This is a genomic window from Vreelandella boliviensis LC1 (assembly GCF_000236035.1).
Lineage (GTDB): Bacteria > Pseudomonadota > Gammaproteobacteria > Pseudomonadales > Halomonadaceae > Vreelandella > Vreelandella boliviensis.
On the sequence record NZ_JH393258.1, the window covers coordinates 488,709 to 515,443 of the forward strand.

Consider the following 26,735-nt stretch of genomic DNA (forward strand, 5'->3'; position numbering starts at 1 on the left):
TATAACTATTCTACGGCGCTTCCCAAGAACCAAAAGCGCAACGTTTTCCGACTTACATTCGATTAAATCGAATCATGCGACGGCCAATTAAAAAGCCCCGCGACGCAAAAATGCGAGGCGAGGCGCGGTCAGTGTATTAAATGGCTATAGCTCGGTTACTTCAGTTCAATTACTTCTTGGGCCAAGCCTTTGGGTCAACCTTGTTAACCAACTTGGGGAAGCGGCTAGGATCAAATACTGGCTCTTTGCCCGCTTTCAACTGCTCTTCGTAGTCGCGGAACAGCGCAAAAGCCACTGGCGACAACATGAGAATAGCGACCAGGTTAATAATCGCCATCATCCCCATAGAGAGATCGGCGAAGTTCCAGATAGCCCCCAGGCTTGCCACTGAACCGACCATAATCATCGCCAGCACCGCCAGGCGATAAATCATCACGGCAACCGGGGCGCGGCGTCCGGCTAGATACTCAATATTGGACTCGCCGTAGGAGTAGTTGGCAATCACCGAGGTAAACGCAAACAGCAGAATCGCCACCGCGATAAACATGCCGCCCCAATCGCCCACATGGCTGGACAGCGCCATTTGGGTCAACTGAATGCCGTTGTTCTCCTCACCCGACATCAGCTCCGGTCCAGCCATAATGATGATGGCCGCCGTGGCCGTGCAGATCACTAGCGTATCCAGAAACACCCCAAGCATCTGAATAAAGCCCTGGGCAGCGGGATGATCTGGCCGCGTAGAGGCCGTGGCTGCCGCATTGGGTGCGGAGCCCATGCCCGCTTCATTTGAAAATAACCCGCGCTGAATACCGTTCATAATCGCCTGGGAAACCGCGTAGCCCACCGCGCCACCGGCCGCCTGCTCAAAGCCAAAAGCACTGCGCACAATGGTCATGATCGCTGCGGGCAAATCGCTGATATTTAAACCCACTACCACCAGCGCCAGCACCAAATAGAGCAATGCCATTAAGGGCACAACAAGCTCAGCCACCTTGGCTATCGACTTCAAGCCACCAAAGATGATCGGCGCCACAACGGCCATCAAGACTAACCCCATAGCCCAGGTGGGAATGGCAAATGCCTGTTCCATGGCCTGGGCGATAGAGTTGGCCTGAACGCTGTTAAACGCCAACCCAAAAGCAATAATCAAACAGATAGAGAACAGCACAGCCAGCCAGCGCAGTCCCAGGCCACGCTCAATATAACGCGCAGGGCCGCCGCGGAAGGTGTTGTCGCCGTGGTCGGTTTTATACGCCTGGGCCAATGTCGATTCCACAAAGCTGGTCGCCATCCCCACCATTGCGGTCATCCACATCCAGAAAATGGCCCCAGGGCCACCAAAATAAATAGCCACCGCGACACCCGCCAGGTTACCGGTGCCTACCCGGGCGGCCAGACTGGTTGAGAGCGCTTGAAACGAAGAGATACCGCCATTTGATTGGCGCGAGCTACGCAGCAGCTTAAACATATGGCCGAAATAGCGCAGTTGAATACCGCGGGTCATCACCGTGAAATAGAGGCCTGCACCAATCAGCAGGTAAATCAACACGCTGCCCCAGAGCAAGCCGTTGCCGCGATCCACCAGCGATGTCAGCAACGGAGGAAGAGTAAAGTCCATGAAAATCACGCCTTTTTTAAACAATGAAGGCGCATCATTTTTCACGGCTGCACCAAAATGGCAAGAAAATTGGTAAAAAGTCTTTAAAACAGCAATAAACACTTATCACATTGAATCACAAAGCCACCGCCACACCAGCGCGGCTTCGTCGCTAACGTGTCGCCGGCTAGGCCGCACCAGCCAGAAGCGTTCATCGCTGAGCACACTGAGTTCAAAAGGCGCCACTAAATCGTTACGTTGCTCCATTAAGCGACGGTGGGTTAGCGCGATCCCCCCACTCTGGCTAGCGAGCGCCAGCGTCATCACCTGGTTATCACAAGTGAGCGACCAACACTGCGCTTCCAGGTGAGCAACCCCCGCTTCCTGCAGCCACCCCGGCCACCCCACGCCAAAGCCGACGGCGTGCAGCAGCGTATGTCCAGCCAGATCGCTCGGCGCATTTAGCGTCGCCGCCAATGCCTGCGAGCAAACAGGCAGTAGTTGCTCTTCGCCTAGCGGCTGCATCTCAACGCCCGTCCATTCCCCTTTGCCATAGCGAATTTCGATATCTGCCCCTTCGGGGCCAAAGTCATCAGGCCAAATAGCACTCACCACGCGAATCGCCACCTGGGGGTGAGCCCGGTGGAAGGCAATTAAACGCTGTGCCAACCACGACTGCTGAATAACCGGTGTGGCACGCAGCGTCACCGGCTGCTCAGAGGTGCTACCAAAGACCTCCAGGGTGCCCTCACTAATACGCGCAAAAGCGTCGTGAATGCTCGGCAGCCACGCCTGCCCGGCGGGGGTGAGCGTCAAGCTGCGGGCATGGCGCACAAACAGCTTCTGCCCCACGCGGTCTTCCAACAGCCTTACGCGTTGGCTAATGGCCGCTTGAGTAACGCCCAGCTCATTGCCTGCGGCGGTAAAGCTCAAGGTGCGCGCCGCAGATTCAAAGGCTTGCAGCCATAATAAAGGCGGTAGCTGGCTCATGAAAAAGTGACCTATAAATAAAATGACATCTTAGGGGTCAGATTAATCGTTTGTCACTGCCGTTGCTACTCCGCATCCTAGACAGCATCTACGCACACCCCTTTTGTAATGCCGTTGAGGGAGCGAATCGGAGATTTAATGAATAGTGCAGCACAGACCACACTAACGACACCTCATTCCCACGCCCCAGAGATGGGCGAATTAAGTTCTTATCAAGCGGGCCCGATACTCACTCAAGCGATGCTTGTCCACCATGGCGTTGCCCTTGAGTGGCAAGATGGTCAACAGACCACCCTACCGCTGCTGTGGCTACGCGATCACTGCGCCTGCCCAGCCTGCCGTCATCCGCAGACCCGCGAAAGGCTCTACCTGCCGCTTGAACCCATCACAGAGCCACCCAGTGTTGCGCTTCAGGATGGGCACTTACACCTGACCTGGCAGGATGGTCATGTCAGTGCCTTTCATAGCGGCTGGCTTTATCAGCGCCGCCCGGAAGCCAAGCTAACTTCTGCCTTGCCCAACACCCAGCCATGGGTCGACCACTTCACTCCTGAGCGCATCCGCCATAGCGATTTTTTAACACCGCAGGGCGAAAAAGCCTGGCTAACCGCCATGTTACGCGACGGGCTGGCACTGATTACCGACGGCCCGCTGGTAGAAGAGGAAGTGAGTCGTTTAGCTGAGCGTATTGGGCCCCTGCGCGCCACCAATTTTGGCGCCCGTTTTGATGTGCGCTCCAAACCCAACCCCAATAACGCGGCCTATACCGCGGTAGGGTTGCCGCTGCATATCGATCTGCCCAACTGGCGCCAACCGCCAGACATTCAGTTGCTCTACTGCCTGCAAAACGGCGCCAGCGGCGGCGAGTCGCTGTTCGCCGATGGTGAGCGTGTTGTCGAAGCCCTGCGCCAACAAGACCCGGCTGCGCTGACCATTCTCAGCGAGACGCCCATCGATTTTCGCTTTCAGGATGAAACCCACGATATATCTATGCGGGCGCCGGTGATCACCCTGGATAGTGCAGGCAACCTGCTCGAGATGCGCTTGAACAACTGGATTCGCGATGCCCTGCACCTGCCGGTAGAGCAGATGGACGCCTGGTACAGCGCCTACGCGTTACTGTGGAAGTTATTTCACAGCGAAGCACACCAGTTGGAGTTCACGCTTCGCCCAGGGCAGATGGTTGCCTTTGATAATCGCCGCGTACTTCACGGACGGCGCGAGTTCGATCCCAACAGCGGCGCACGCCATCTGCAGGGCACCTACTTAGACCGCGATATGTTGGCTTCACGCCTTCGCGTGCTCGCCCGCAACGATTAACGCGGCACTCATTTATTTAACAACAACACCCACCTGACAAAAACCTAGCAAGGAGATCGTATGACACACCTTAAACCTCTCGCCTCTGGCATTGCCCTCGCTACCACCGCGCTATTCGCATCGACAGCTCAAGCCGACGACCAAACCCTCGATTTTGGTGTGCCCGCCTGGCCCGGCATTACGGTAAAAAGCGCTATTGCAGAACAGCTATTGAACCCTCTGGGCTACGAAACCAGCACCCAGGAAATCGGCCTGCAGGTGATTTATCAAGGTATCGAGAGCGGCGATATCGACGCCTTCCTAGGCGCTTGGCTGCCCGCCCAGCGGGAAATGTTCGATCCCCGCAAGGAGTCCGGTGTGCTGATTGACGTGGCGAATAACGTCGATGGCGCGCAAATGACCCTGGCTGTGCCGGAATATCTGTATGAGAGTGGTATTCAGAGCTTTGCTGATTTAGATGAAAACCGCGACCAGTTCGACGGTGAGATCTATGGCTTCGGCGCGGGCTCCGCTGCCAGCGAGATTCTCCACAATGCCATTGATAACGACACCTGGGGATTAGGTGACTGGCAGGTAGTTGATACTAGTGAAGTGGGCATGCTATCCGCTGCACGTGATGCAATCTCTCGCCAAGAGCCAATTGTCTGGGTAGGCTGGACGCCCCACTGGATGAACCTTGAACTGCCCATGCGTTACCTGGAAGATCCTCAAGACCTATTCGGTGAGAACAATGGTGAAAGCGATGTGTTGACGCTATTGCGCAGTGACTACGCTGAAGCCAACCCCAATGTGGTGACGTTCTTTGAGCAATTCACCTTCACTGCTGAAGAGCAGAGCTGGATGATTCAGGCCTATGGCCAGGAAGAGCAAGCACTTGCCGACGTCGCCGAACAGTGGATCAACGACCACCCAGAGCGCATTGAAGCCATGCTCGCAGACATCACCACCACCGAGGGTGACCCCGCTTGGCCTGTCATTGAAGCCCAGTTCAACAACTAATCACACGTTGATGAGCTATTGCGCTTAGTATAAAAGCGTCTTCATCCCATCGGACTGCTGGCGTATGCTAGCGCTCTTTTAACCGATGGGAGTGGGCATGTCGCGGACATTGAGCAAGGGCGTTGGCCTGCTGGTAGTCGTCGTGCTACTCGGCATTATGTGGCATTTGCTACAGCGCTACGACCTACTGACCCAGGCGCGCCTTAGCGAGTATATCGGTTACATTCGCCAGTGGCGTACCGCGCCCTGGATGTTTGCCGCGGTAATGGTCACTTACGCCAGCGCCTTGCTGGTGATGTTTCCACTTAGCCTAATGGTAGTAGTAACAGGCTTATTGTTTGGCCCGATCTGGGGGCTGGCGTACGCCACGCTGGGTACATTAACCTCATCGATTGTGTCTTACTGGGTAGGCCGCTGGCTGGGCCGCGAGGCACTTATGCGCTACGGCGGACGCCATCTGCGCGGTCTCTCCGGCTACTTGTCCCGACGTGGCATCCGGACAATGACGGTGATTAACCTGCTGCCGCTCGCCCCATTCACGCTCACCAATATGCTGGCGGGCGCTTTTCACCTTAAGTTTCGCGACTATATGATCGGCTCCACCCTGGGCATCGTGCCGGGGCTGGCAGCAGTGATTTTATTGGGTAGTCAGTTAGGCGCGCTTTTTACCGCAGCCTCATCCAAAGATCTCATCCTAGCGGGCGTTGGGCTCGCCGCCGGGGTTGGCCTATTAATAGGCCTCAAGCGCTATGCCAACCGCCGTCAAGCGGCAAAAAAACAACCTCACCGCGAAGGCGAGTGATATTTGGCCAGCACCTCAGCGTAAAAAGTTGCCACAGCTGAGGCAAAGTTCTTAATATCAAACTCCTTGGCAAAGTGGCTGGACTGCTTGCCCAACTGCTGGCGCAGCTCAGTATTATCCTTTAACTCCACCACTTTCTGCCCCCACGCCTGGCGATTTTGCGGTGTTTTGAAGCCGTTGACTCCCTGGCGTACCACGTCATCAATACCGCTGGAACGCACCGCCACCACCGGCAACCCCGCTGACATCGCCTCAAGAATCACCATGCCCTGGGTTTCCGAGGTAGAGGCAAACACAAACAGATCGCCTAGGTGGTAATAAAGCGCCATCTGATCAGGCGGCACTGCACCCACCAGGGTTGCCTGCGAGGTTAGCTTCAAGGTGTCGATTTGAGTTTGAATCGCCTCGCGATCTGGCCCATCTCCAATCAGCAGCAAATGAAAATCCTCGTGCCCCTGAGACTGAAGGTCGGCGAGAGCTTCCAGCATAAAGCCAATATTTTTCTCTTTGCTAATCCGCGAAACGCTGATCAATATTTTGCGTGAAGAGCTAACACCTAATTGCTCACGCAACGCATCAAGCTCACTTTCATCCACTTGAGAGAAACGCTCGACATCAATGCCGGTTGGCTGCACCAGCGTGGGGGTTTTAACGCCGATCATGCGCAGATACTCTTCTGCCGAATAGGTTGGCACGATCACCCCCTGGCATCGGTTAGAAAAGCGCTTAATCAGGTAATGCGAGATCAGATTACGAAACAGTGCGCCTGGCAACGGCACAAAATGAGCATAGTGCTCCAGGCGAGTATGGTAGGTATAGATCACTGGCACCTTAAGCCGACGGCCCATAAACAGCCCCATGGAGCCAAGCCAGAAGGGGTGGTGCACATGAATAATATCCGGCTTGAATGCCCGTAGGCAGCGGCGAAACCGCGCGCTAAACGGGTTAGTTAACCGGAACTCGCCCTTCTGTCCAAACGCCATCAGCGTGGGGATACGTTTTATTGATCTATCGTCCTCGCAGGCTTCTCGGTAGCGTGGCACTAAAAGCTGAAGTAAGTGACCTAGATCGCATAAGCCATTACGCAGGCGGTCCACCGACACCGACACCCCAGACACAAACGGGAAGTAGTTATTGGATACCATCGCCACGCGCAGTGATTTACCCAGGAAGGGCGTTGGATCAATATCAAAATCGGGATAGTAGTCACGATCTTCAAAAATCAGCCGATGCAAACGCAGTGTGAGAAGCGCCAGTACACCGACAATCAGCAAAAATCGTGTATAGCTGACGTAGAAAAACGCATAAAGTGTCGACCAGACGCTGGTGACCATACGCCACCAGCCGGGGCTATCTACGTTTAAACGCACCGGGGCAATGGCGACATTCTCGCCTGCTACATCGACGATGACATAGTGATGAAAGCTGCTATCGGCATCGATCAGGATTCCGCCCGCACCGCCGGTGGTAACGTAATCCACGCCGTTAATCGTCCGCCGGTGGTAACGTAATCCACGCCGTTAATCGTCTGCTGGGAAAAAAGCGTTAAGTTGGCGGAAAATACAGTATCAACAGCATGCTCTTCCGCTAGCGCCATAATGCCGTCCGCCAGACGCGGATCATTGAGATAATTGTCCGCCTCAAACAGCGGCGCATCGCTCACCACATTGTGTAGCGGCAGGCCAATAAACAAAAACTTATGTTGTGCCTCAGAGGCCGCAAGCTCTCTGGACAACCAATCAAGCTGCCAAGAGGTAGATGACTTGCCGGTTACATCAAGAAAAATAAAGTGGCTGTTACCTGCAACAAAGGAGTAAAAGTGCGGGCCAAAATACTCATAAAACAGGTAGCTACCAAAATCACTGTCCTCGTTATCACCGTAGGTGAGTAAATAGGGGACATTGAGCTGCTCCAGACTTCGGTAGATCGCCTGATAGCTTTCGTGTTGGCCACCACTGACCGCATTGCCTGCCGAAATCAGAAAGTCGATGCCGCCCTGATTAATCAGTGGCACGATCTCATCTTGAAACACGCTCACCGAGTTATTGATATTGCCCACCACCGCAAAACGATAGTCGGTTCGCTCCCGCAATGCCTCTCGAATATCAGCCACTTCAAGGGTATGCACCGACTCAAACTCGGGCTCTGCCACATACAGCCAAATTTGGTGGGCAATCAGCCCAACCACCAGGGCGAGATTAAGATAGAAGAACAGCCGCAACCAGCGCTGGCGGGAAAGGCGAAGAAAGGAACGTCGTGGCATTTAAAAGCGCTTTTCAATAATAAAAATGGGTACCCGCCACTATACAGCAACGCTAAGTCGAGGTGGCGCCCCTGGTTAGCGCGCTTCACACCCGGTCAAGGTAGCCAGTAACCGGCGTGGCCCTGCCTGATTGCGGTGTTCACCCAGCCAAATACCTTGCCAAGTACCTAAGGCCAGACGTCCATCACGCACCGCCAGAGTAAGCTGCGTACCCAGCAGGCTGGCGGCCACATGGGCGGGCATGTCGTCGGGGCCTTCCAGGGTGTGTCGGAAATAGGGCAAATCTTCGGGCACCAGGCGACGCAGAAAAGCATCTAAATCGTGGCGAACATCCGGGTCACTGTTTTCATTAAGCGTTAACGAGGCAGAAGTGTGCATTAGCTGTAGATGCAGCATGCCAATATGGCAGTCACTTAAACATGGCAGCGCGCGGGCTACATCATTAGTAATCAAATGAAAGCCGCGCTCCATTTCAGGCAAATGGATCTCTTGTTGGCACCACATAAACACCCCTTTATTTGTTATGTAACCGGAAAAACTTCATCACCAGCATGCTCTTTTTGTATGGCAAAATAACCAGCAATAGCACTTACCATAGTCCATCGCTCATAGCTCATCGCCCAACATAGCTCATCGCCAAGGAGCGCGTTAATGAAAACACTGCTAGGAAGCAGCGTCGTCAGTATGGCCCTACTCACCGGCTGCACTGGCATTCCGGATGGCACGCAGCCAGTCTCTGGCTTCGAGCTAGACCGCTACCTGGGCCAGTGGTTCGAAATTGCCCGTTTGGATCACTCTTTTGAACGTGGCCTTGATTGCGTTACCGCCACTTACAGCCTGCGCGATGACGGTGGTGTGCGAGTCATTAACCGTGGTTACAACCTTGAAGAACAACAATGGGATGAGGCTGAAGGACGCGCCTACTTTATTGACGATGAAAGCGTTGGGCGCTTGAAGGTTAGCTTTTTTGGCCCCTTTTACGGCGGCTATAACGTTCTCGAATTGGATGAGGAGTACCAATGGGCGTTAGTGGCAGGCCCTAACCGCGACTACCTGTGGATACTTTCACGCACAGCGGAAATGGATAGCGCGACTGAGACTCGCCTGCGTCAACGGGCAGCCGAACTGGATTTCCCTACTGAAGAGCTGATTGATGTTAACCAAGGCGAGGCTTGTCCTAGCCGATAAGTAGCTTCTGATTAGCTCCCTTCCGCCAATATCGACACCCGCCCCGGCATTTCGCGCTGAACATAGTCAATAAAAGCGCGCAGCCGGGCGGGTACATGGCGGCGTTGCTCAAACACCGCATAAAAATCTGCCCGCACCCCCTGCCAGCCGGGCAACAGCGCTATCAATGCGCCACTGGCAAGGTGCTCGTTAACGTCCCACCAGGAGCGCAGCATTACACCATGGCCGTCCAACGCCAACCGGGTAATGACCTCACCATCGTTGCTGGCTAATCGACCGCTGACTTTTATCGACTGCATTTTTCCAGGCAATCCTTTTGCAGGCTGGGCGATTTGTTCAAAGCGCCAAAGCGGGAAATCACTGTCGTTCTCGCGAATCACCAAACAGGCGTGCTGCTGTAAATCTGCCGGTACTTTCAGAGGTGGCGCTTGGGCAATGTAAGCAGGCGACGCGCAGAGCACTCGTCGATTGACCAGAATGCGCCGAGCAACCAAGCGCGGCTCCGGTGGTTCCCCCACGCGAATGCCAATATCAAAGCCGTGATCGCTCAAATTGAGCGGAAAATTGGTTAACTCCAACCACCCTTCCACCTCGGAATGATCGGCACAAAAGCGCGATAGCAGCGGCGCAATATGGCGACGGCCAAAACCAAAGGTGGCGTTTACTCGCAAGCGTCCGCTAAGCGCTTGATTGACCCCCTCACCCAGTGAATTTTCCAGCTCATCCAGCTCATCTAAAATTAGCGCGCCACGAGCCAGATAGCGCTCGCCTTCAGCGGTTAGCGTCAGCCGCCGCGTGGTGCGAGCCGCCAGCTCTACCCCCAAGCGCGCTTCCAACTGCTTTAGCCGCTTGCTCACCGCCGAAAGCGATAGCCCCAGTTCGCGAGCCGTCGCGGTTAAACTCCCCGCCCGCGCCAAGTGCTGAAAAAAAGCCAAATCATCCAGGTGTGCCATTTCTCTCCTCAGCTATTCTGCACTTTCAGGCAACAATAACTTGAATAGTAGCCTGATTATCTCCGCCAAAATAGCCGCTACACTCTAACCACACTCATTAGCATGCCACTTAACGAACAAGAGCAAGGAGTCACTATGACCCACCGTATTGCCATTATCGCCGGTGACGGCATCGGCACCGAAGTGATGCCCGAAGGCATTCGCGCCCTAGAAGCCACCGCCAAACGCTTTAACATTGACCTTGAGTTCACCACCTTTGAGTTTGGTAGCTGCGACTACTACCTGGAGCACGGCAAAATGCTGCCGGATGACTGGTTCGAGCAGTTAAAAGGCTTCGATGCGCTGTTTTATGGCGCAGTGGGCTGGCCCGACAAAGTGCCCGACCATATTTCCCTGTGGGGCTCACTGCTGCAGTTCCGCCGCCGTTTTGATCAGTACATCAACCTGCGCCCCTGCAAGCTCATGCCCGGCATCAAAAGTCCGCTAGCAGGCCGCGAACCCGGCGATATCGATTTTTACGTGGTGCGAGAAAACACCGAAGGCGAGTACTCCAGCGTTGGCGGCAAAATGTTTGAAGGCACCGACCGTGAAGTGGTGATTCAAGACACGGTCATGACCCGCACCGGCGTTGACCGCGTCTTGAAGTACGCCTTTGAGCTGGCCCAAACCCGCCCGCGTAAAAAGCTCACCTCCGCGACCAAATCCAACGGCATCTCAATCACTATGCCCTACTGGGATGAACGCGTAGTCGAAATGGCCAAAGGCTACCCAGAGATCGCGGTGGATAAATTCCATATCGATATCCTGACCGCCAATTTCGTTCTCCACCCAGATTGGTTCGACGTGGTGGTAGGCAGCAACCTGTTCGGCGATATCCTGTCTGATCTCGGCCCCGCCTGCACCGGCACCATCGGTATCGCCCCTTCGGCGAACATCAACCCGGAAGGCCACTTTCCCAGCCTGTTCGAGCCAGTGCACGGCAGCGCGCCAGATATCGCCGGTAAAGGTATCGCCAACCCGATCGGTCAAATCTGGTCAGGCGCAATGATGCTGGAGCACCTCGGCTATAAAGAAGCCGGTGATGCGATGGTCACAGCCATAGAGGAAGTGTTAAGCGAGGGAGATGCCACCGTACTTACCCGCGATGTGGGTGGAGAAGGCACCACTGCGAGCCTAGGCAAAGCCATTGCCGATAAGCTGGGAAAATGAAGCTAGCGAAGTAATGCGTGCAACTAGCGAGTAGAGGAGCAGTAACCCAAAAACGCCTCGTCGGATGACTCCGGCGAGGCGTTTGCATTACTGGCTTAAACGAATTAGCTAGCCAGTTTGGCAGCCATTTTTGCGACCAGTTCGCCCTGGAAACGGGCAATTTTCAGTTCACGCTCGTCGGGCTGGCGAGAACCATCGCCACCAGCGAGGGTAGCTGCACCGTAGGGTGTGCCACCGCTTACTTTAGAAATATCAAACTGCTCTTCAATGCCGTAACCAATTGGCACAATCACCATGCCGTGGTGGGCTAGCGTCGTCCAGGTAGAGGTAATGGTCATTTCGTCGCCGCCGCCGGTACCGGTAGAGGTGAAAACACTGGCTACTTTGCCACGCAGGGCGCCATTCGCCCACAGACCCCCGGTCTGATCCAGGAAAGTACGCATCTGACCAGCCATATTACCAAAGCGGGTGGGCGTACCGAAAATGATCGCATCGTAATCGGCAAGCTCTTGGGGCGTAGCTTCTGGCGTATCGTAGTCCTGCTTGCCTCCCGCATTTTTAAACGCCTCGGCAGGCATTGTTTCCGGCACGCGCTTAACGGTGACTTCGACACCACTGACGCCCTTTGCACCTTCGGCCACGGCCTGGGCCAGCGTATCGATATGACCATACATGGAATAATAAAGTACCAGCACTTTCGTCATTACTATCTCCTTCGCTTATTCCTACACTCATTAGTTGTGCAGTGGGCGTCGCCCGATAAACAGTAACCACAACATAGCGCACTCAAGCATAGAAAAAAGCGAATGTTTTCGTCCGTGGGCGTCGATTTCATCGACGAACGCCACCTTGCACTTTACGCCATCCACCACTAGCTTTTGACTTGCCTACCTCAAACGTATCCAAGGAGTTTGGAATGACGATTTTTGAAGCCCTGCGCAAGGATCACGATATTCAGCGCGACCTGCTCGCCCGCTTAGTTGAGACACATGGAGACAGCGACGAGCGCGATAACCTGTATCAACAGGTGCGTGCCGAATTGCACTACCACGCCGCCGCCGAAGAGCGGGCGCTCTATATCCCCATGATGTCGATTGACCTGACCCAGGAAAAAGCCCGCCACAGTGTTGCCGAACATCATGAAATTGATGAGCTTTTAGAGCTCCTTGATGAAACTGACTACAGCGCTACGCATTGGCTCACCCACGCTAAGCAGCTCCAGGATTTGGTTACCCATCACCTGGATGAAGAGGAGCAAGAGGTTTTTCAATTGGCAGGCCGCGGCCTGGAAGATAAACAAAAGACGTCGCTCGCCGGCGAGTATCAAGAAGAAATGCAGCGCCAACGTTCTGCGTAACCAGCGTTTCACTTAAAGTAATAAGCAAATTGAGGAAAAGCGCTCATGCTTAACATGGGCGCTTTTTTGATGCTAGCGCCTTATTCGAGCCGCGCTTCAGATCCAACTTGCTGCATGAATACGCTTTTTCACGAATACGCTAGGCTTTTACACGTGAACGACCTACAGGTTTGTGACACACGCCCAGCGTGGTAAACCTAGGCTCGCTTTTTACACTGATAGCCAATCTGATAACAAATACTGAGGAGCGACAATGCTAGGCCAATGGCTCGACTGGTCGCTTGACGGGCAGCCCCCCGCCGCCAGCCAAGGCGACTTCGCAAGCGGCACTTACCATTTGCATGCGCCTGGCATTTTGGAACTCACTCCCACCACGGCAAGCCAGGACGCCCACGCGTGCATTTTTTCAGCAGCGATCCACGGCAACGAAACCGCACCGGTTGAGCTGGTGGGTGAATGGCTAAGCGGCTTGGAAGCGGGCAACATATCGCTCGGTGCGCCCGTCCTGGTGATTCTAGGCAACCTGCCCGCGCTTAAGGCGCAGCAGCGATTTCTGACTACCAATTTAAACCGCCTATTTAGCCGTGACCAAACCGCTAAGGGCGAGGAGCCAGATCGCGCCCGAGAATTAATGGCCGCTGTAGATGGCTTTTATGCCCGCCATGCCGGGCTACCCAAATTGCACTACGACCTACATACCGCGATTCGGGATAGCCGTTACCCCCGTTTTGTTGTAGAACCCTATGCCGACGCCACCACAGACGTCGAGCAGTGGGGCTGGCTAGCGGCAGCGGATATGCAGGCGGTGTTGCACCAACATCAGCACAGTTGGACGTTCTCCCACTACAGCAAGCATTATCACGCTGCCCAGGCATTTACCTTTGAGCTGGGCCGCGTCGCCCCTTTCGGTCAAAACGATATGGCTTCCCTAAAACCGATGCACGCGCTGCTCTCGACGCTTAGTGAAGGACGCGCCCCGCCCAATCAGCCAGCCGCAGACATTCTGTTTTTTCAGGTACATCACGAGTTAATTCGTCAATCAGATAACTTTCAGCTCTGTTTCGCCGAGGACACGGCGAACTTCAGCCGCTTTGAGCCAGGCACCCTGCTGGCACTAGACGGTAAGGCAGGTGAGTTTCGAGTGGGCAATACGCCTCTCTACGTGGTGTTCCCCAACGCCCAGGTGGAAGTTGGCGCCCGTGCGGCGCTACTGGTGGCGCCTATCGCTTGAATCCATGGTAGGCAATCTAACTAAGACAATAACAATGGTAAGGCGATAACAGGCTCTTCGACGTCGACAAGACCAACGTCGAATGCATAATCTTATAAGGAAAGCGCGCATAATGCGCCCAGCCTGATAGAATCGCCCCTTTTTTTCGCGCCAGCCGCATCAAACCCACATGTTGCTGCGGCAACTCTGTACTGGAGCCAATGATATGGCCGCTACGCCTACTCCCCTTGAAGTGCGTAATATAAAAAAACGCTTTGGTGATACGGAAGTTCTGAAAGGTCTCTCACTACAAGCCCAAAAGGGCGATGTGATTACCCTTATAGGTGCCTCTGGATCGGGTAAAAGTACTTTTTTGCGCTGCATGAACTTGCTTGAACAACCTGACGATGGCGACCTCATTGTCCATGGCGAACCCATTCGCTTTAAAACCACTCGACACGGTCGCGAACCCGAAGATTGGAAGCAGGTAGTACAAATGCGCGCCAAGCTCTCCATGGTCTTCCAGAGCTTCAACTTGTGGGCTCATATGACGCTGCTGGAAAACATCATCGAAGCGCCCATTCATGTGCTGAAAAAACCTAAAAAAGAAGCCTTGGAACATGCCCACGCCCTGCTTGATCGCGTCGGCTTAACGGCCCGCGCGAACGCCTATCCAGCGCAGATGTCCGGTGGCCAGCAGCAGCGCGGTGCAATTGCTCGCGCGCTGGCAATGGACCCTGAAGTGATGCTGTTTGACGAACCCACCTCTGCCCTTGATCCAGAATTGGTTGGTGATGTGTTAAAAGTCATGCACGGCCTCGCTGAAGAGGGCCGCACCATGGTCGTGGTCACCCACGAGATGGGGTTTGCCCGGGATGTCTCAAGCCAAGTGATTTACCTTCACCAGGGCCTGGTGGAAGAGGCTGGCCCCCCAGAGCAAGTGCTAGGCAACCCGCAATCATCGCGCCTGCAGCAATTCCTGGCCCCTAAATACTGATCCACGAGGCTCACCATGATTGATTTGCAAGGTTATGGCCCCCGGCTGATCGAGGGGGCAGGCGTTACCGTTCAATTAGCGGTGCTGTCGCTGATTTTAGCGATTATTTTAGGGTTGCTAACCGCCAGCGCAAAGATGTCGCGCAACTGGCTGTTAAGACGCACAGCCACGGTTTATACCACCCTGATTCGCGGCGTACCCGATCTCGTTTTGATGATGCTGCTGTTTTTTGGCGGTCAGATTGGCGTTAACGCCATCAGCGACATGCTCTATTACAACTACGACATCGACATTTACATTAACTTCAATGCCTTCGCCGCGGGCGTGCTGACCATTGGCTTTATTTTCGGTGCCTATATGGGCGAGACCTTTCGCGGCGCCTTTATGGCGGTGGATAACGGCCAGATTGAAGCAGGCAAAGCCTACGGTATGAGCAACGGTCTCGTCTTTCGCCGCATCCGCTTTCCACAAATGATGCGCCATGCGTTACCGGGGCTATCCAACAACTGGATGGTATTGCTCAAAACCACCGCCCTGGTGTCGGTCATTGGCTTGACGGATATGGTCCGCGTGGCAGCAGAAGCCTCACGAGCGACCCACGAGCCGTTTACCTTTTTACTCCCTGTCGCCGTGGTATACCTGCTCATCGCCAGCGTATCCGAATGGATTTTTGCTCGCCTGCAGAAACACTACGACATCGGCTTTGGAGGTCAGTGATATGCTCGATATTTCCACTTGGTTCAATGACCTGCTAGCTGGCAACGTCATTTTCACGGCGGATACGCTGGGTTACTACTGGGAAGGCTTGGTCACGACCACCCAACTGGTATTTTTATCGCTTGTTGCGGGATTAATTATCGCCGTACCGCTGGCCATTATGCGCAGCTCCAAGCATAAATGGATTAGTTTGCCGGTTTACTTCTTCACCTACGTATTTCGTGGCACACCGCTGCTGATTCAACTCTATATCATCTACTACGGCGTGGTCTTTATTGACGGCATTCAAGAGAGCTTTTTATGGCCAGTGCTGCGCGAAGCTTTTTATCCCGCGCTGATCGCCTTCACACTGAATACTGCCGCTTACACCACCGAGATTTTTCGGGGCGCCATCAAAGCCACCGCTAAGGGCGAAATTGAGGCCGCTCGTGCCTATGGCATGTCGCAGAATTTAATGATGCGTCGAATCATCTTACCCAGCGCCTTTCGACGCGCCCTGCCCGCCTACGGCAATGAAGTGATTTTTATGCTGCATGCCAGCGCCATTGCTAGCGTGGTCACGCTGATGGATTTAACCGGTGCTGCTCGCTTTGTTTATGCCCGCTACTACGCTCCGTTTGAGGCGTTTCTATTCGTGGCCGCCATTTATCTATGCTTAACGTTCGCTATTTTGTTCTTCTTTCGTTATTTGGAGAAAAGGCTGCTGGCCCACCTACGGCCTCAAGACGCTTAACCATGAAAAACCGGTTGATCATGGAAAAATGGTGCAAGCGTCAAACAAACGTTGGTTCATAAGCAGGCAGCCTCTTTCCGTTGCTGCCAAGCTGGGTTAGTTTACTAGTTGGTAAAAAAATTTTGGTCACCCTATGTAGCCACTTAAATGGAGTAACAATATGAAAAAACTACTATCCCTTTCACTGCTCGGCTTAGCAGTAGCTGCCGCTTCCTCGGCACACGCACGCGATTACGACAACGTGCGCATTGGCGTTGACGTTCCTTACGAGCCGATGGAATTCCGCACCGCAGAAGGCGAGCTCACTGGTTTCGATATTGACCTTGGCAACGAGCTGTGCGACCGCATGGGTGTTACCTGCGAGTGGGTTGAACAAGAGTGGGACGGCATCGTTCCCGGCCTAATGTCACGCAACTATGACGCCATCATGTCGTCCATGACTATTAACGACGAGCGCCGTGAGCAAGTGCTGTTCTCTGACCCCTACATCACTATGCCCTCTGCATGGTTTGCTGCCAGCGACCTAGGTATCAACGAAGCCACTAAAGAGACGCTGGAAGGTATGACCATCGGCGTTCAGCGCGGCACCCTGCAGGACAACTACGTGACTGATAACTTCAGTGATGTGGCCAACATCAGCCGCTACTCCACCGCCGACGATATGGTGCTGGATATGGAAGCTGAGCGTCTGGACATCGTGTTCCTCGACTTCCCGATTGGCCAATCCACGCTGCTGGAAAGCGAAGAAGCTGAGTACGTGGTGATTGGCGAGCGCATCAGCGAGCCAAAAGAGTACTTCGGTGACGGCTTTGGTATCGCCTTCCGTCAACGCGACGAAGCACTGGCCGAAAAATTCAACGAAGCCCTGGCTGAAGTGCAAGAAGACGGCACTTACGACGAGATCTACAGCCGTTATTTTGGTGAAGAAGAGTAAGCATTAAAGCAAGCTTTAATGTCTATCAACCGACCATCACCCCGGCAATCGCCGGGGTGATGCGTTTCTGCCTAGCGCATTCAATTAGTGAACTAGGTAAAGCTACCTCTGTCTGTGTATCATTGCGCCTATTCAACATGGAGGTTTTATGGCTCATTCGACTAGCCCACATGCAGGCACTCTCCCTCGCCCATCTTCCCACTGGACAGGTTGGGGGCAGTGGCTGGCGCTGATCACCATGACCGTTGACCACCTCACGCGCTATGTGTTGCCCGGTGATTGGGATTTAAGCTGGGCAGGCTCTTCCATTGGCCGTATCGCCTTTCCACTGTTTGCCGCCATGGTGGCTTGGCACGGGCTATTTAATACCCGCAATCCGTTACGCTACTCGCGGCGTATTTTAATTATCGGCCTGGTCGCCCAACTCCCCTACATGATGATGCCGCGCACGTCAGACGCTTTTATCCTGAACGTCTGCTTTACCCTCGCCAGCGGCTTAGCCTTAGGGACGTTAGTGCGCCAAGGTTGGCAGCACTACCAGCAGCAAACGTTGGGTTTTCCCTGGCTGTTAGCAGGCGCGGCGGTAGGCGTTACTGTTTGGTATTTGCTAGGGTTTTGGGTGGAGTACGGTCACAACGGGTTACTGCTGATTCCGCTACTAATGTTCGCATTGCACGCCTTGAGTCAAGCAGAAAGCCATTTTCAAGCGCGCCTGTGGGCAGGCTTAGCGGCGTTTCCGGTGCTTTGGATTGCTGGGCAGATGAATGCCTCTGATATGGCCAAATCGTTTACTGTAGGTACTTGCGTCATCGTGCTTATTCTTGCTGCAGGTGCAGCTCAACGCATCCCGCCAGTCAACTTAGCAATGCCGCGCCGTTTATGGCTGGCATGGTACCCCGGCCACTTTGCGTTAATTGCCTTATGGGTGCTGTTTAGCGGTCAACTGACTTAAATAAATAATTAATTACAAGTAAGCGATACGACAAATTAATGCATCGTATCGCGCATCCAAGGCTCGAATTGACGTAGCCTTGCGCGGCCCTCTGTTTTAGCGCGATACATGGCAATATCCGCCTGCTTGAGCACTTCCTCATGCTCACAGGCAGTCGTAGTAAAACAGGTATAACCGATACTGGGCGTTACGGCGACTTCATGATTGGCAAGATGATAAGGCTGTGAAAGCGCGTGTTGAACCCTAAGCATATAGGCCTCAGCATTTGCTTCAAAGGCCTGTTCAGCATCTTCCTCAAACAGCGCCAATAGAACAAACTCGTCACCGCTAAGCCTTGCGGCAAGATCCCCTTCACGCAAACAAGTTTGCAGGCGACTTGCGACCTGAACCAACAGATCATCCCCCGTGGCATGCCCCCAGGTATCATTAATCAATTTAAAGCGGTCCAGATCTAAAAACATCAACAGCCCGAACTGCGCTTGCACGCTGTCTTGATCACAAAGGGTCGCCAGCCGCTCAATCAGCAGCCGCCGGTTAGGCAAATCGGTTAAAGCATCATAGTAAGCTTGGCGATAAATCACCTCTTCGCTGCGCTTGCGCTCGGTAAAGTCCTCAACGATAACAACGCCACCAATAATTTCATCGTCAACGCTTCTTACACCATTAAAAAAAGCACGAACCGGAGTACCTTCAGAACGACCAGACAAGCAAGTAGATGAAAAAGCGCCCTCGTAATATCCGGCACCTTTATTCAGGGCATTCTGAGTGGCCGAGGCGATGCCCGTATCGGCATCGCTCTGCATGGAAAGCCCCAACAGCCCAGAACGCTCAATTGCCAATATTTCTAATAACTTATCATTGCAGTTTGTAACACACCCTTGCTTATCAAAATGCAGTACGCCCAGGGGCGAATGCTGAAAAATTGAAAGGTAACGATTTTCACTTTCAAGCAATTGTGCTTCTCGTGCGGTCATCGCGACATTCAATTCAATGTTGTTATGTATGACACGGCCTAATCGGTAACTGGTAGCAACCAACAACAAAACAAAAATGCCCAATAAAACCCCAATCATGGTATGCGTAGGAGCGTCAGAAAAGATAAACAACAGCTGAAGAGGAATCGCAATCGGCAGTATAAAAAACAGCACCATCCACCAGATTGAAGAAAGCATTGTCACGCAGCCTGCTGACACACCGGCTAGAACGATAGTCAAAGCAGCTGCATATTCTGGTGTTTCTTTATCAAACATTAGTAACCCAGCCAACCCCCAGACGCACCCCGCCAGTAATACCGTAAATGCAAATAACCGAAGCCAATAAGAACGCTCCTGCTCAGCAGGGGAAGCATTGATGAAGTTATGGGCTATTTTTAAACGTACCCCAGATAACGCGACGTTTGCGACGAGCCAGCTCAACAATAGAACGGAACTCACTACATCCCACATAATAAAAACTAATAAAATAGCACCTAATATACCTGTGCCAACTGGCTGCCAAAGGTTGCTATACAATAAACGCAATTTTTCATGGCGCAAGCGTTGGCTGTGAGACAACTCACTCGGCACGTCATCTATATATAGTTTTGGCTTGATCATTTAAAAACCACCTAAAATTCATTAAAAACAATGACATAATAAAAATAAAACTTACATAAACACTGGATGGATGGCATCGTTTAATCAGAAAAATCAGAGTAAATAAAAGAGCAGCTATTAGCACTTAAAAGATTGTTAACTTTTATGAACGATAAAATTCTTATCCAGGCAGTGCCAACGAACTTAGACGCACCCCAATCATTGGACGCTGATCCAATGATTGGGGTGTTAAGTAGAAATGTGGGATTTTTAACGATTACAGCTTGTGAGCAAAGCTCAGAGCGGGAGCCGGTGCATCAGGCAAAAGGGTACTGCAGGCACGAACCTTCTCAATCAACTCTGCGTGAGTAGGCGCGAGAATATTGACGTGAGCAAGCTTACGGCCGGCACGCTCTGCTTTGTCGTAACGGTGCAGATGGGTATTGGCAAGCGCTAACATCGCCGCGTTGTCGCCTTCACGACCAATCACGTTAATCATGCAGGTGGGGGCAATCGCCTGGGTATCGCCTAAGGGCAAGCCCTGTATCGCACGCAGGTGATTTTCAAACTGGCTAGTCACTGCGCCGTCCATCGTCCAGTGTCCAGAGTTATGCACCCGAGGCGCCATTTCGTTGGCCAGTAAGCTGCTATCGCGGGTTTGAAACAACTCTAATGCCAGCACGCCCACGTAATCCAGCTCATCCAACAACGCACGAATATAGCCATCAGCGGTTTGCTGAACGCTGGCATCCAGATCCGGCAGCGGCGCTACCGAGTAGCGCAAAATGCCATCGACATGCTGGTTTTCCGCCATGGGGTAAAAAACCACCTCGCCATCGCGCCCACGTACGGCGATCATCGAAACTTCGCGTACGAAATCGACGAAGGCCTCAACGACTAACTGCGAGTGACCAATCGCGTTCCACGCCTCGCCAGCCTGCTCGGGCTGTTTCAAAACTGCCTGGCCTTTACCGTCGTAGCCTTCAGTGACCGACTTAGCCACTACCGGGCAACCCAGTTCACGGGCGGCAGCTTCAAGCTGCTCGGCGCTCTCGACCACCCGGTAAGCAGGCGTAGGGATGCCTAAACGGTCAAACAGTGTCTTCTCTTCGACCCGGTTCTGGCACACTTCAATGGCGCGACTGCTGGGATAGACGGGCTTGTGCTGCTCGATCTCACGCACCAGTTGAACGGGTAAGTGCTCAAACTCGTAGGTCACCACGTCAACCTTGGCCAAAAACTCGGCTAAATGCTGGTTATTAGGATCGACAATCACATCGCCAATACCCGCACTGGGGTTACCCGTGGTATCTAAAAACGTGAAACGATTACCTAGCGGATAACCCGCTAGCGCCAACATGCGACCTAATTGACCTGCACCCAGTACACCGATGTTTTTTGCAATACCAGAGTTCATAGCCAGACTCCTTATTCCGCTTCCGGCTCGGGGCGCGGATCCGGGTTATCGAGGACTTTCTGAGTCTGCTCTGCGCGAAACGCTTCGACAGCGCTGCGTACGGTCGCATCTTGCAGGCCAATGATCTGCGCCGCCAACAAACCTGCGTTGGTCGCGCCGGCTTTACCAATCGCCAGGGTCCCCACCGCTATGCCGCCCGGCATCTGCGCAATGGAAAGTAGCGAATCCAAACCTTTTAGCGCTTTAGACTCCACCGGCACACCCAGAACCGGCAGCGGCGTTTGCGAGGCCACCATGCCAGGCAAGTGAGCAGCACCGCCCGCGCCCGCCACGATTACCTGCAAGCCGCGATCGGCAGCACTCTTGGCATAGTCGAACAGCAGGTCTGGCGTGCGGTGCGCCGACACTACGCGGGTTTCATAAGCCACGCCCAAACGCTCCAGCATGGAAACAGCGTGCTCCATGACCGGCCAATCAGACTTGGAACCCATGATCACGCCCACCTTGGGTGCGCTGTTCGACGACATGCAAAACTCCTCGGCCCAACGGCCTATAACAGCGAGATAAAAAAACGAAAAAGTAGCGAGTACCGAACCCGATACACATAAAAGTAGGAAGGCACATAGTTTACCAGAGCTAGCCCGTTTGCGGGCTTTGCCGAGGTCGTGAAATTTTCATCAAAATAGGCATTGAAATGCGCCCCGGTTGGCGGCATTGTGTGCTTGTCATTTCAGACTGATGGAGCCACATGAGCACGGCACGCGCAACTGCCACTGCGGACCAGCTTGATCCTCCGCGAAGCAGCCCTGACCTCGACGTCAGGGAACTTGAAAAACGTACGCGTTTAATGCGTATTATCACTCGTCTGATCGCAGTATCAGACCTAGGAAGCCGAGAAATTGCCCGCCGGGCAGGGCTTCCCGTTCAGAAAATTAGCGACCTGCTCGCCGGAAGGCTTGAGCATCTGGGAGTGGATGAACTCCACGCCCTGCGTCGCACCTTAGAGCTGGAGGCGCCATAGCAGACACTTTTCTGCTGTTCCCACTTCTCCACTCCACGCAGACCGCCTCTCGGCGGTCTGCCAAGAAAGTTTTTCCCTTCACGCTCAAGCCCTATCTCAACTGCTATCTCAAGCCCTACTCCGAGATCACTTCACTTCATTGGTAATTTAAAAATCGAGGTCGCCGCGCTTTGCTCGCGATGACACTCACATGTCATTGCGAGGAGCGCAGCGACGCGGCAATCTTAACCTGCGGTGGTAGTAACCCCGAGATTGCTTCACTGCGTTCGCAATGACACTCACATGTCATTGCGAGGAGCCTGCGACGAAGCAATCTTCCTCGAGTTCGCAATGATCAAGCAATGTCTCATTGCTCACGGCGCAATCGCAATTCCCCCAAACGCTACAACAGCCACCACTACCCAAGCGGGCAGCTTCCATACGGTTAATAGCAAAAATCCGGTAAGCGCCAGAGCAAACTCTTCTGCGCCAATGATCGCGCTCGTCCACACCGGCTGATAAAGCGCCGCGCCTAAAATGCCTACCACCGCTGCATTGGCACCGCGCATCAGTGCCTGGGCGCTGGCCCACTGACGAAATTGATTCCAAAACGGCAGCACGCCCACTAACAGCAAAAAGCCGGGAATAAAGATCGCCAGCAACGCCAGCAAGGCGCCGATTAAACCATTGATACCGGGCAGCAGCGCGCCTAAATAAGCCGCAAACGTAAACAGCGGCCCTGGTACTGCCTGAGCGGCCCCGTAACCGGCCAAAAACTCATCCGGCGTGATCCAACCCGACTGCACCACTTCGGCTTCCAACAGCGGCAGCACCACATGCCCGCCGCCAAACACTAACGCACCAGAACGGTAAAACGCATCAGCGATATCCAGCCAGGCAGCAGCTCCCGCCAGTAGCGGCAGCAGAATCAACAGCCCACCGAACAGCCCCAGCGCCACCATGCCTGCCCGACGCGATACCGGAAAATAAAGCGACTCACTTGCTGTGGCAACAGCGCTATTGCGGCAAAGCGCTAGTCCTACCAAGCCACCCAATATAATCGCCGCGACCTGACCCAGCGGGCCGCTGATCAATACCACTGTAAATATCGCCGCAAGCGCGATTCCCGTGCGAGTTTTATCCGGGCAAAGATTACGCGCCATGCCCCATACCGCGTGGGCCACAATCGCCACCGCCACCACTTTTAGGCCGTGAATAATGCCACTGGCAATGGGGCCATCCAGCACCGCCGCACCAAACGCAAATAGCACCAGGATGATCGCCGAGGGCAGTGTAAACGCCAGCCACGCCATGGCCGCGCCCCAAGGACCAGCGCGCAGTAGGCCAAGTGCAAAGCCCACCTGACTGCTAGCAGGCCCCGGTAAGAACTGACACAGCGCCACTAGATCAGCATAAGCCTGTTCGGTTAACCACTGGCGGCGCTCCACAAAGGCCGTGCGAAAATAACCTAAGTGCGCCACCGGGCCGCCAAAGGACGTTAAGCCCAGCGCTAAAAATGCCCAAAACACCTCACCTATGCGCCCACGTGCCTGCGTTTGCTCCACCATTTCGGCCACCTGTTATCCCATTAAAAAAGCGCAAGGCTTTTATACTAAGCCTTGCGCTTTAATTCTTTATGACAGCATGTTCATAACAATACGCTCATCACGGCAACGTGGATTATTCCTGGTCGGTCACCGCACCGGTGCTGGCCGAGCTAACCAAGCGCGCATATTTGGCGAGCACACCGCGTGTATAGCGGGGTTCAGGCTGCTGCCAGGCGGCGCGACGGCGGATTAGCTCTTCAGCAGAGAGGTCAACGTCGATGGTATCTGCTTCAGCATCGATGGTAATGGTATCGCCATCTTCCACCAGCGCCAGCGGGCCACCGTCGAAAGCTTCTGGCGACACATGGCCGACCACAAAGCCATGGCTGCCACCCGAGAAACGCCCATCGGTAATGAGCGCCACGTCGTTGCCCAAACCGCGGCCCATAATCGCCGAGGTCGGCGTGAGCATTTCGCGCATACCGGGGCCACCTTTCGGCCCTTCGTAGCGAATTACCACCACATCGCCGGCGACTACGGTGCCATCGTTAATACGCGCCTGGGCTTCTTCTTCCGAGCCGAATACCCGCGCCGAACCAGAGAAGCGTGTGCCCTCTTTACCGGTGATTTTCGCTACCGCGCCTTCCGGTGCCAGATTGCCGTAGAGCATGCGCAGATGGCTTTCCGTTTTAATCGGATTACCCAGTGGTGCAATGATCGGCGGCTCGGCAGGGTAAGGCTCAACCTCAGCCAAGTTCTCTTCCAGGGTTTTACCTGTGACGGTTAAGCACTCGCCGTTGAGCAAGCCTGCATCCAGCAGCATTTTCATCAGCGGCTGAATACCACCAATCGCCACCAGCTCGCTCATCATGTAGTGGCCGCTGGGGCGCAGGTCAGCGAGTACCGGCACACGCTTACCAATTTCAGTGAAGTCGGCCAGCGACAGCTCAACGCCGATGGTGCGCGCCATGGCGATAAGGTGCAGCACCGCATTGGTAGAACCACCCAACGCGATAGTGACCGTAATGGCGTTCTCAAACGCCTCACGGGTCATGATATCGGAAGGCTTAATATCATCCGCCAGTAGCGCCAGCACTGCTTCGCCAGCGGCTTTACAGTCGTCGCGCTTCTCCTGAGAGATGGCGTTCTGCGCCGAGCTGCCCGGCAGGCTCATACCCAAGGCTTCAATGGCCGAAGCCATAGTGTTGGCGGTGTACATACCGCCACAGGAACCGGGACCAGGGATCGCCGTTTCTTCGATGTTTTTAAGCTCGATCAGGTCGATATCACCGCGGGAGTGCGCGCCCATCGCCTCGAAAACCGAAACGATATCGGTATGCCCCTTGCCGGGCATAATGGTGCCGCCGTAAACAAACACACTGGGGCGGTTTAAGCGCGCCAGGCCCATCAGGCAGCCCGGCATGTTCTTATCGCAGCCGCCAATAGCCACCACGCCATCAAAGCCTTCGCAGCCCGCGACGGTTTCGATGGAATCGGCGATCACTTCCCGGGATACCAGTGAATACTTCATACCTTCGGTGCCGTTGGCAATACCATCGGAAATCGTGATGGTATTGAAAATCACACCTTTACCACCGCCCGCATCCGCGCCATCACGGGCAAACTCGGCCAGCTCATTAATGTGGCTATTGCAGGGCGTTACCATGCTCCAGGTAGAGGCAATGCCCACCTGAGGCTTTTTGAAATCGGCGTCATTAAAACCCACGGCGCGCAGCATGGCGCGGCTGGCGGCTTTGCCGGGGCCATCGACCACTTGAGCAGAGTGGCGGCGGGAATTATTGGTAGGCTCGGTCATTAGAAGTTTCTCTCAAAATTGTTCACGGTATCAGCATAGCTTGGCGATGCTACGGCGTTCGCGCAAGGCTAGAGGCCGCTTAAGTGATTTTATTAAAAGTCATTACTGCCAGGATCGTGCATCACGTGGCAAATCGCCCTTGGGATCATAGACCTCAAGCATATCGTTCTCTGTCAGCGTTTCGGTATACAGAACGAGGTTAGTGCCTAAGCCGTGTGCCAACGAAGGAAAAAGTATTCCCTTAGCCCCCTGCTCCAACACCATATCGCCTAATAGCCAGCTAGGCGGCTCAATACGCTGATTAAACCAATACTTACGCCAATCACAGTTAAGCTCTTGCCACAGGCTATCCCATTTTGAGTTATAACCTGATCGAAAATCGACAATACTAGTCACGCTAACCGTATAGCTAACAATCAGCCCAGGAGGCATTAACGCAGAAAGCTGTTTGTACTCCGCTAACGCGGTCTGTTCCTCAAGCGAGAGATATAACGCATCTACACCAACACGGTTCATCCGCCCGCCATGCTCTCTCGCACCGGCCCCACTAGTAGGAGAAAACGACCAGCGTGGAACATGTACCCGGTATGCCTTAGTCTTCAGCTCTGGCAGCAATATCATCCCACCACACCTGCTTGCAGCGCCTGAACATAGCGCAACAGGTCCTCTGCGCGCCCTTCACTTACGAGTTGCTCGGGTGTTTTATAGTCAAACGCACTAAGCGGCTCGTTGCGAAACCAAAACAGGGCGTCATGAAAATCACCATTAATATCCGCCGCGGCGCCGAGCACACGGAGTGCATCACGCAGATAACGTTGGAGTTTTTCTGCCCCCTGGGCGCGCGAGATCGTCGTACGATGGACATGCGCTTGGGTGGCCAGCGTTTGGATATCGATACTCAATGCGCTGGCGAACAACCTCGGGTTAATCAGAGGGTGACGCTCTTCGCGAGCAACGCCCTTCAAGTCAGCCAAAAACCGCTCGAACGAGTCAGGCACCCGATACCTAGAAGGCTCATTAAGAGATTCTTTTACCGTACCCATTGTCATCGATAACCTCCCGCTACGCTTTTACAGCTAACATGCAACTTATATGCATCACATATTCATCATAGCAGCTCTCAAACAGGACGCTAGGGTTTCAAGCTTCAGAGCTAAACT

At 54.0% G+C, this 26,735-nt stretch carries 27 protein-coding genes; 13 read left to right on the forward strand and 14 right to left on the reverse strand.

Translation table 11 applies throughout. The annotated features are described in order from the left end of the window. Positions 1 to 169: 169 nt before the first annotated feature. Positions 170 to 1,618, reverse strand: coding sequence for an alanine/glycine:cation symporter family protein (locus KUC_RS11455; protein WP_040481028.1), 1,449 nt, complete (start codon positions 1,616 to 1,618; stop codon positions 170 to 172). A 105-nt stretch (positions 1,619 to 1,723) separates the two neighbouring features. Then, positions 1,724 to 2,587: a LysR substrate-binding domain-containing protein gene (locus tag KUC_RS11460; RefSeq protein WP_007113356.1), complete on the reverse strand. Its 864-nt coding sequence runs from the start codon at positions 2,585 to 2,587 to the stop codon at positions 1,724 to 1,726. Positions 2,588 to 2,725: 138 nt separating this feature from the next. Between KUC_RS11460 and KUC_RS11465 the strand changes: the two genes are divergently transcribed. The 3 genes from KUC_RS11465 (at position 2,726) to KUC_RS11475 (ending at position 5,708) form a co-directional block, all read left to right on the forward strand. Then, a complete protein-coding gene (locus KUC_RS11465; RefSeq protein WP_040480724.1) occupies positions 2,726 to 3,907 on the forward strand; it encodes a TauD/TfdA family dioxygenase in 1,182 nt (393 codons plus the stop codon). Between the two features lie 60 nt (positions 3,908 to 3,967). Then, positions 3,968 to 4,906 (forward strand): ABC transporter substrate-binding protein, encoded by a 939-nt coding sequence (locus KUC_RS11470; protein ID WP_007113358.1) that lies wholly within the window; start codon positions 3,968 to 3,970, stop codon positions 4,904 to 4,906. A 97-nt stretch (positions 4,907 to 5,003) separates the two neighbouring features. Continuing rightward, on the forward strand, positions 5,004 to 5,708 hold the full coding sequence (locus KUC_RS11475) for a TVP38/TMEM64 family protein (protein ID WP_040480727.1): 705 nt from the start codon (positions 5,004 to 5,006) through the stop codon (positions 5,706 to 5,708). Here the strand turns inward: KUC_RS11475 and KUC_RS11480 are convergent. From KUC_RS11480 to KUC_RS11485, 3 genes are all read right to left on the reverse strand, one after another. Further along, positions 5,690 to 7,189 (reverse strand): glycosyltransferase, encoded by a 1,500-nt coding sequence (locus KUC_RS11480; RefSeq protein WP_007113360.1) that lies wholly within the window; start codon positions 7,187 to 7,189, stop codon positions 5,690 to 5,692. The two genes, KUC_RS11475 and KUC_RS11480, sit on opposite strands and share 19 nt — an antisense overlap. Continuing rightward, a complete protein-coding gene (locus KUC_RS20055; RefSeq protein WP_007113361.1) occupies positions 7,150 to 7,971 on the reverse strand; it encodes a metallophosphoesterase family protein in 822 nt (273 codons plus the stop codon). Before KUC_RS20055 ends, KUC_RS11480 begins: the two co-directional genes overlap by 40 nt. Before the next feature lie 75 nt (positions 7,972 to 8,046). Then, the gene (locus KUC_RS11485; protein ID WP_040480729.1) at positions 8,047 to 8,475 is read right to left on the reverse strand and encodes a secondary thiamine-phosphate synthase enzyme YjbQ; all 429 of its coding nucleotides are present in this window, start codon (positions 8,473 to 8,475) and stop codon (positions 8,047 to 8,049) included. Positions 8,476 to 8,622: 147 nt separating this feature from the next. Here KUC_RS11485 and KUC_RS11490 point away from each other — a divergent pair, with 147 nt between their 5' ends. Further along, complete coding sequence (locus tag KUC_RS11490; protein WP_007113363.1) at positions 8,623 to 9,159, forward strand: lipocalin family protein; 537 nt, start codon at positions 8,623 to 8,625, stop codon at positions 9,157 to 9,159. Positions 9,160 to 9,170: 11 nt separating this feature from the next. On the opposite strand, the gene KUC_RS11495 is transcribed toward KUC_RS11490, so the two are convergent. Then, positions 9,171 to 10,112, reverse strand: coding sequence for a LysR family transcriptional regulator (locus KUC_RS11495; protein ID WP_007113364.1), 942 nt, complete (start codon positions 10,110 to 10,112; stop codon positions 9,171 to 9,173). Positions 10,113 to 10,247: 135 nt separating this feature from the next. Here KUC_RS11495 and KUC_RS11500 point away from each other — a divergent pair, with 135 nt between their 5' ends. Beyond that, the gene (locus KUC_RS11500) at positions 10,248 to 11,321 is read left to right on the forward strand and encodes a tartrate dehydrogenase (protein ID WP_040480731.1); all 1,074 of its coding nucleotides are present in this window, start codon (positions 10,248 to 10,250) and stop codon (positions 11,319 to 11,321) included. 104 nt (positions 11,322 to 11,425) lie between these two features. Here KUC_RS11500 and wrbA read toward each other — a convergent pair whose 3' ends face one another. Beyond that, entirely contained in the window at positions 11,426 to 12,025 is a 600-nt protein-coding gene (wrbA, locus tag KUC_RS11505; protein WP_040480733.1) for an NAD(P)H:quinone oxidoreductase, read from the reverse strand. 212 nt (positions 12,026 to 12,237) lie between these two features. Here wrbA and KUC_RS11510 point away from each other — a divergent pair, with 212 nt between their 5' ends. From KUC_RS11510 to KUC_RS11540, 7 genes are all read left to right on the forward strand, one after another. Then, positions 12,238 to 12,678, forward strand: a complete 441-nt coding sequence (locus KUC_RS11510) for a hemerythrin domain-containing protein (protein ID WP_007113368.1) — start codon at positions 12,238 to 12,240, stop codon at positions 12,676 to 12,678. A 253-nt stretch (positions 12,679 to 12,931) separates the two neighbouring features. Further along, positions 12,932 to 13,909 (forward strand): succinylglutamate desuccinylase, encoded by a 978-nt coding sequence (locus KUC_RS11515; protein WP_007113369.1) that lies wholly within the window; start codon positions 12,932 to 12,934, stop codon positions 13,907 to 13,909. 205 nt (positions 13,910 to 14,114) lie between these two features. Next, positions 14,115 to 14,885, forward strand: a complete 771-nt coding sequence (locus KUC_RS11520; protein WP_007113370.1) for an ABC transporter ATP-binding protein — start codon at positions 14,115 to 14,117, stop codon at positions 14,883 to 14,885. A 15-nt stretch (positions 14,886 to 14,900) separates the two neighbouring features. Continuing rightward, positions 14,901 to 15,602, forward strand: coding sequence for an ABC transporter permease (locus tag KUC_RS11525; protein WP_007113371.1), 702 nt, complete (start codon positions 14,901 to 14,903; stop codon positions 15,600 to 15,602). A gap of 1 nt (position 15,603) precedes the next feature. After that, positions 15,604 to 16,335: an ABC transporter permease gene (locus tag KUC_RS11530; protein ID WP_040480735.1), complete on the forward strand. Its 732-nt coding sequence runs from the start codon at positions 15,604 to 15,606 to the stop codon at positions 16,333 to 16,335. 160 nt (positions 16,336 to 16,495) lie between these two features. After that, positions 16,496 to 17,269: a transporter substrate-binding domain-containing protein gene (locus KUC_RS11535; RefSeq protein ID WP_007113373.1), complete on the forward strand. Its 774-nt coding sequence runs from the start codon at positions 16,496 to 16,498 to the stop codon at positions 17,267 to 17,269. Between the two features lie 148 nt (positions 17,270 to 17,417). Next, on the forward strand, positions 17,418 to 18,221 hold the full coding sequence (locus tag KUC_RS11540) for a TraX family protein (protein ID WP_007113374.1): 804 nt from the start codon (positions 17,418 to 17,420) through the stop codon (positions 18,219 to 18,221). 35 nt (positions 18,222 to 18,256) lie between these two features. Here KUC_RS11540 and KUC_RS11545 read toward each other — a convergent pair whose 3' ends face one another. From KUC_RS11545 to purE, 3 genes are all read right to left on the reverse strand, one after another. Further along, positions 18,257 to 19,816, reverse strand: a complete 1,560-nt coding sequence (locus tag KUC_RS11545) for a sensor domain-containing diguanylate cyclase (protein ID WP_007113375.1) — start codon at positions 19,814 to 19,816, stop codon at positions 18,257 to 18,259. A gap of 256 nt (positions 19,817 to 20,072) precedes the next feature. Beyond that, entirely contained in the window at positions 20,073 to 21,212 is a 1,140-nt protein-coding gene (locus tag KUC_RS11550; RefSeq protein ID WP_007113376.1) for a 5-(carboxyamino)imidazole ribonucleotide synthase, read from the reverse strand. Between the two features lie 11 nt (positions 21,213 to 21,223). Beyond that, positions 21,224 to 21,739: a 5-(carboxyamino)imidazole ribonucleotide mutase gene (gene purE / locus KUC_RS11555; protein WP_040480737.1), complete on the reverse strand. Its 516-nt coding sequence runs from the start codon at positions 21,737 to 21,739 to the stop codon at positions 21,224 to 21,226. Positions 21,740 to 21,960: 221 nt separating this feature from the next. Here purE and KUC_RS11560 point away from each other — a divergent pair, with 221 nt between their 5' ends. Further along, positions 21,961 to 22,233: an XRE family transcriptional regulator gene (locus KUC_RS11560; RefSeq protein WP_040480739.1), complete on the forward strand. Its 273-nt coding sequence runs from the start codon at positions 21,961 to 21,963 to the stop codon at positions 22,231 to 22,233. Between the two features lie 353 nt (positions 22,234 to 22,586). Here the strand turns inward: KUC_RS11560 and chrA are convergent, their stop codons facing one another. The 4 genes from chrA to KUC_RS11580 all read right to left on the reverse strand — a co-directional run bounded on the left by chrA (position 22,587) and on the right by KUC_RS11580 (position 26,624). After that, positions 22,587 to 23,780, reverse strand: coding sequence for a chromate efflux transporter (chrA, locus tag KUC_RS11565; RefSeq protein ID WP_176459035.1), 1,194 nt, complete (start codon positions 23,778 to 23,780; stop codon positions 22,587 to 22,589). Between the two features lie 112 nt (positions 23,781 to 23,892). After that, positions 23,893 to 25,575, reverse strand: coding sequence for a dihydroxy-acid dehydratase (gene ilvD, locus KUC_RS11570; RefSeq protein ID WP_007113381.1), 1,683 nt, complete (start codon positions 25,573 to 25,575; stop codon positions 23,893 to 23,895). A gap of 102 nt (positions 25,576 to 25,677) precedes the next feature. Beyond that, positions 25,678 to 26,196 (reverse strand): RES family NAD+ phosphorylase, encoded by a 519-nt coding sequence (locus KUC_RS11575; RefSeq protein WP_040480741.1) that lies wholly within the window; start codon positions 26,194 to 26,196, stop codon positions 25,678 to 25,680. After that, positions 26,193 to 26,624: a DUF2384 domain-containing protein gene (locus KUC_RS11580; protein ID WP_050804850.1), complete on the reverse strand. Its 432-nt coding sequence runs from the start codon at positions 26,622 to 26,624 to the stop codon at positions 26,193 to 26,195. The genes KUC_RS11575 and KUC_RS11580 overlap by 4 nt, the downstream gene beginning before the upstream one ends. Positions 26,625 to 26,735: the final 111 nt, after the last annotated feature.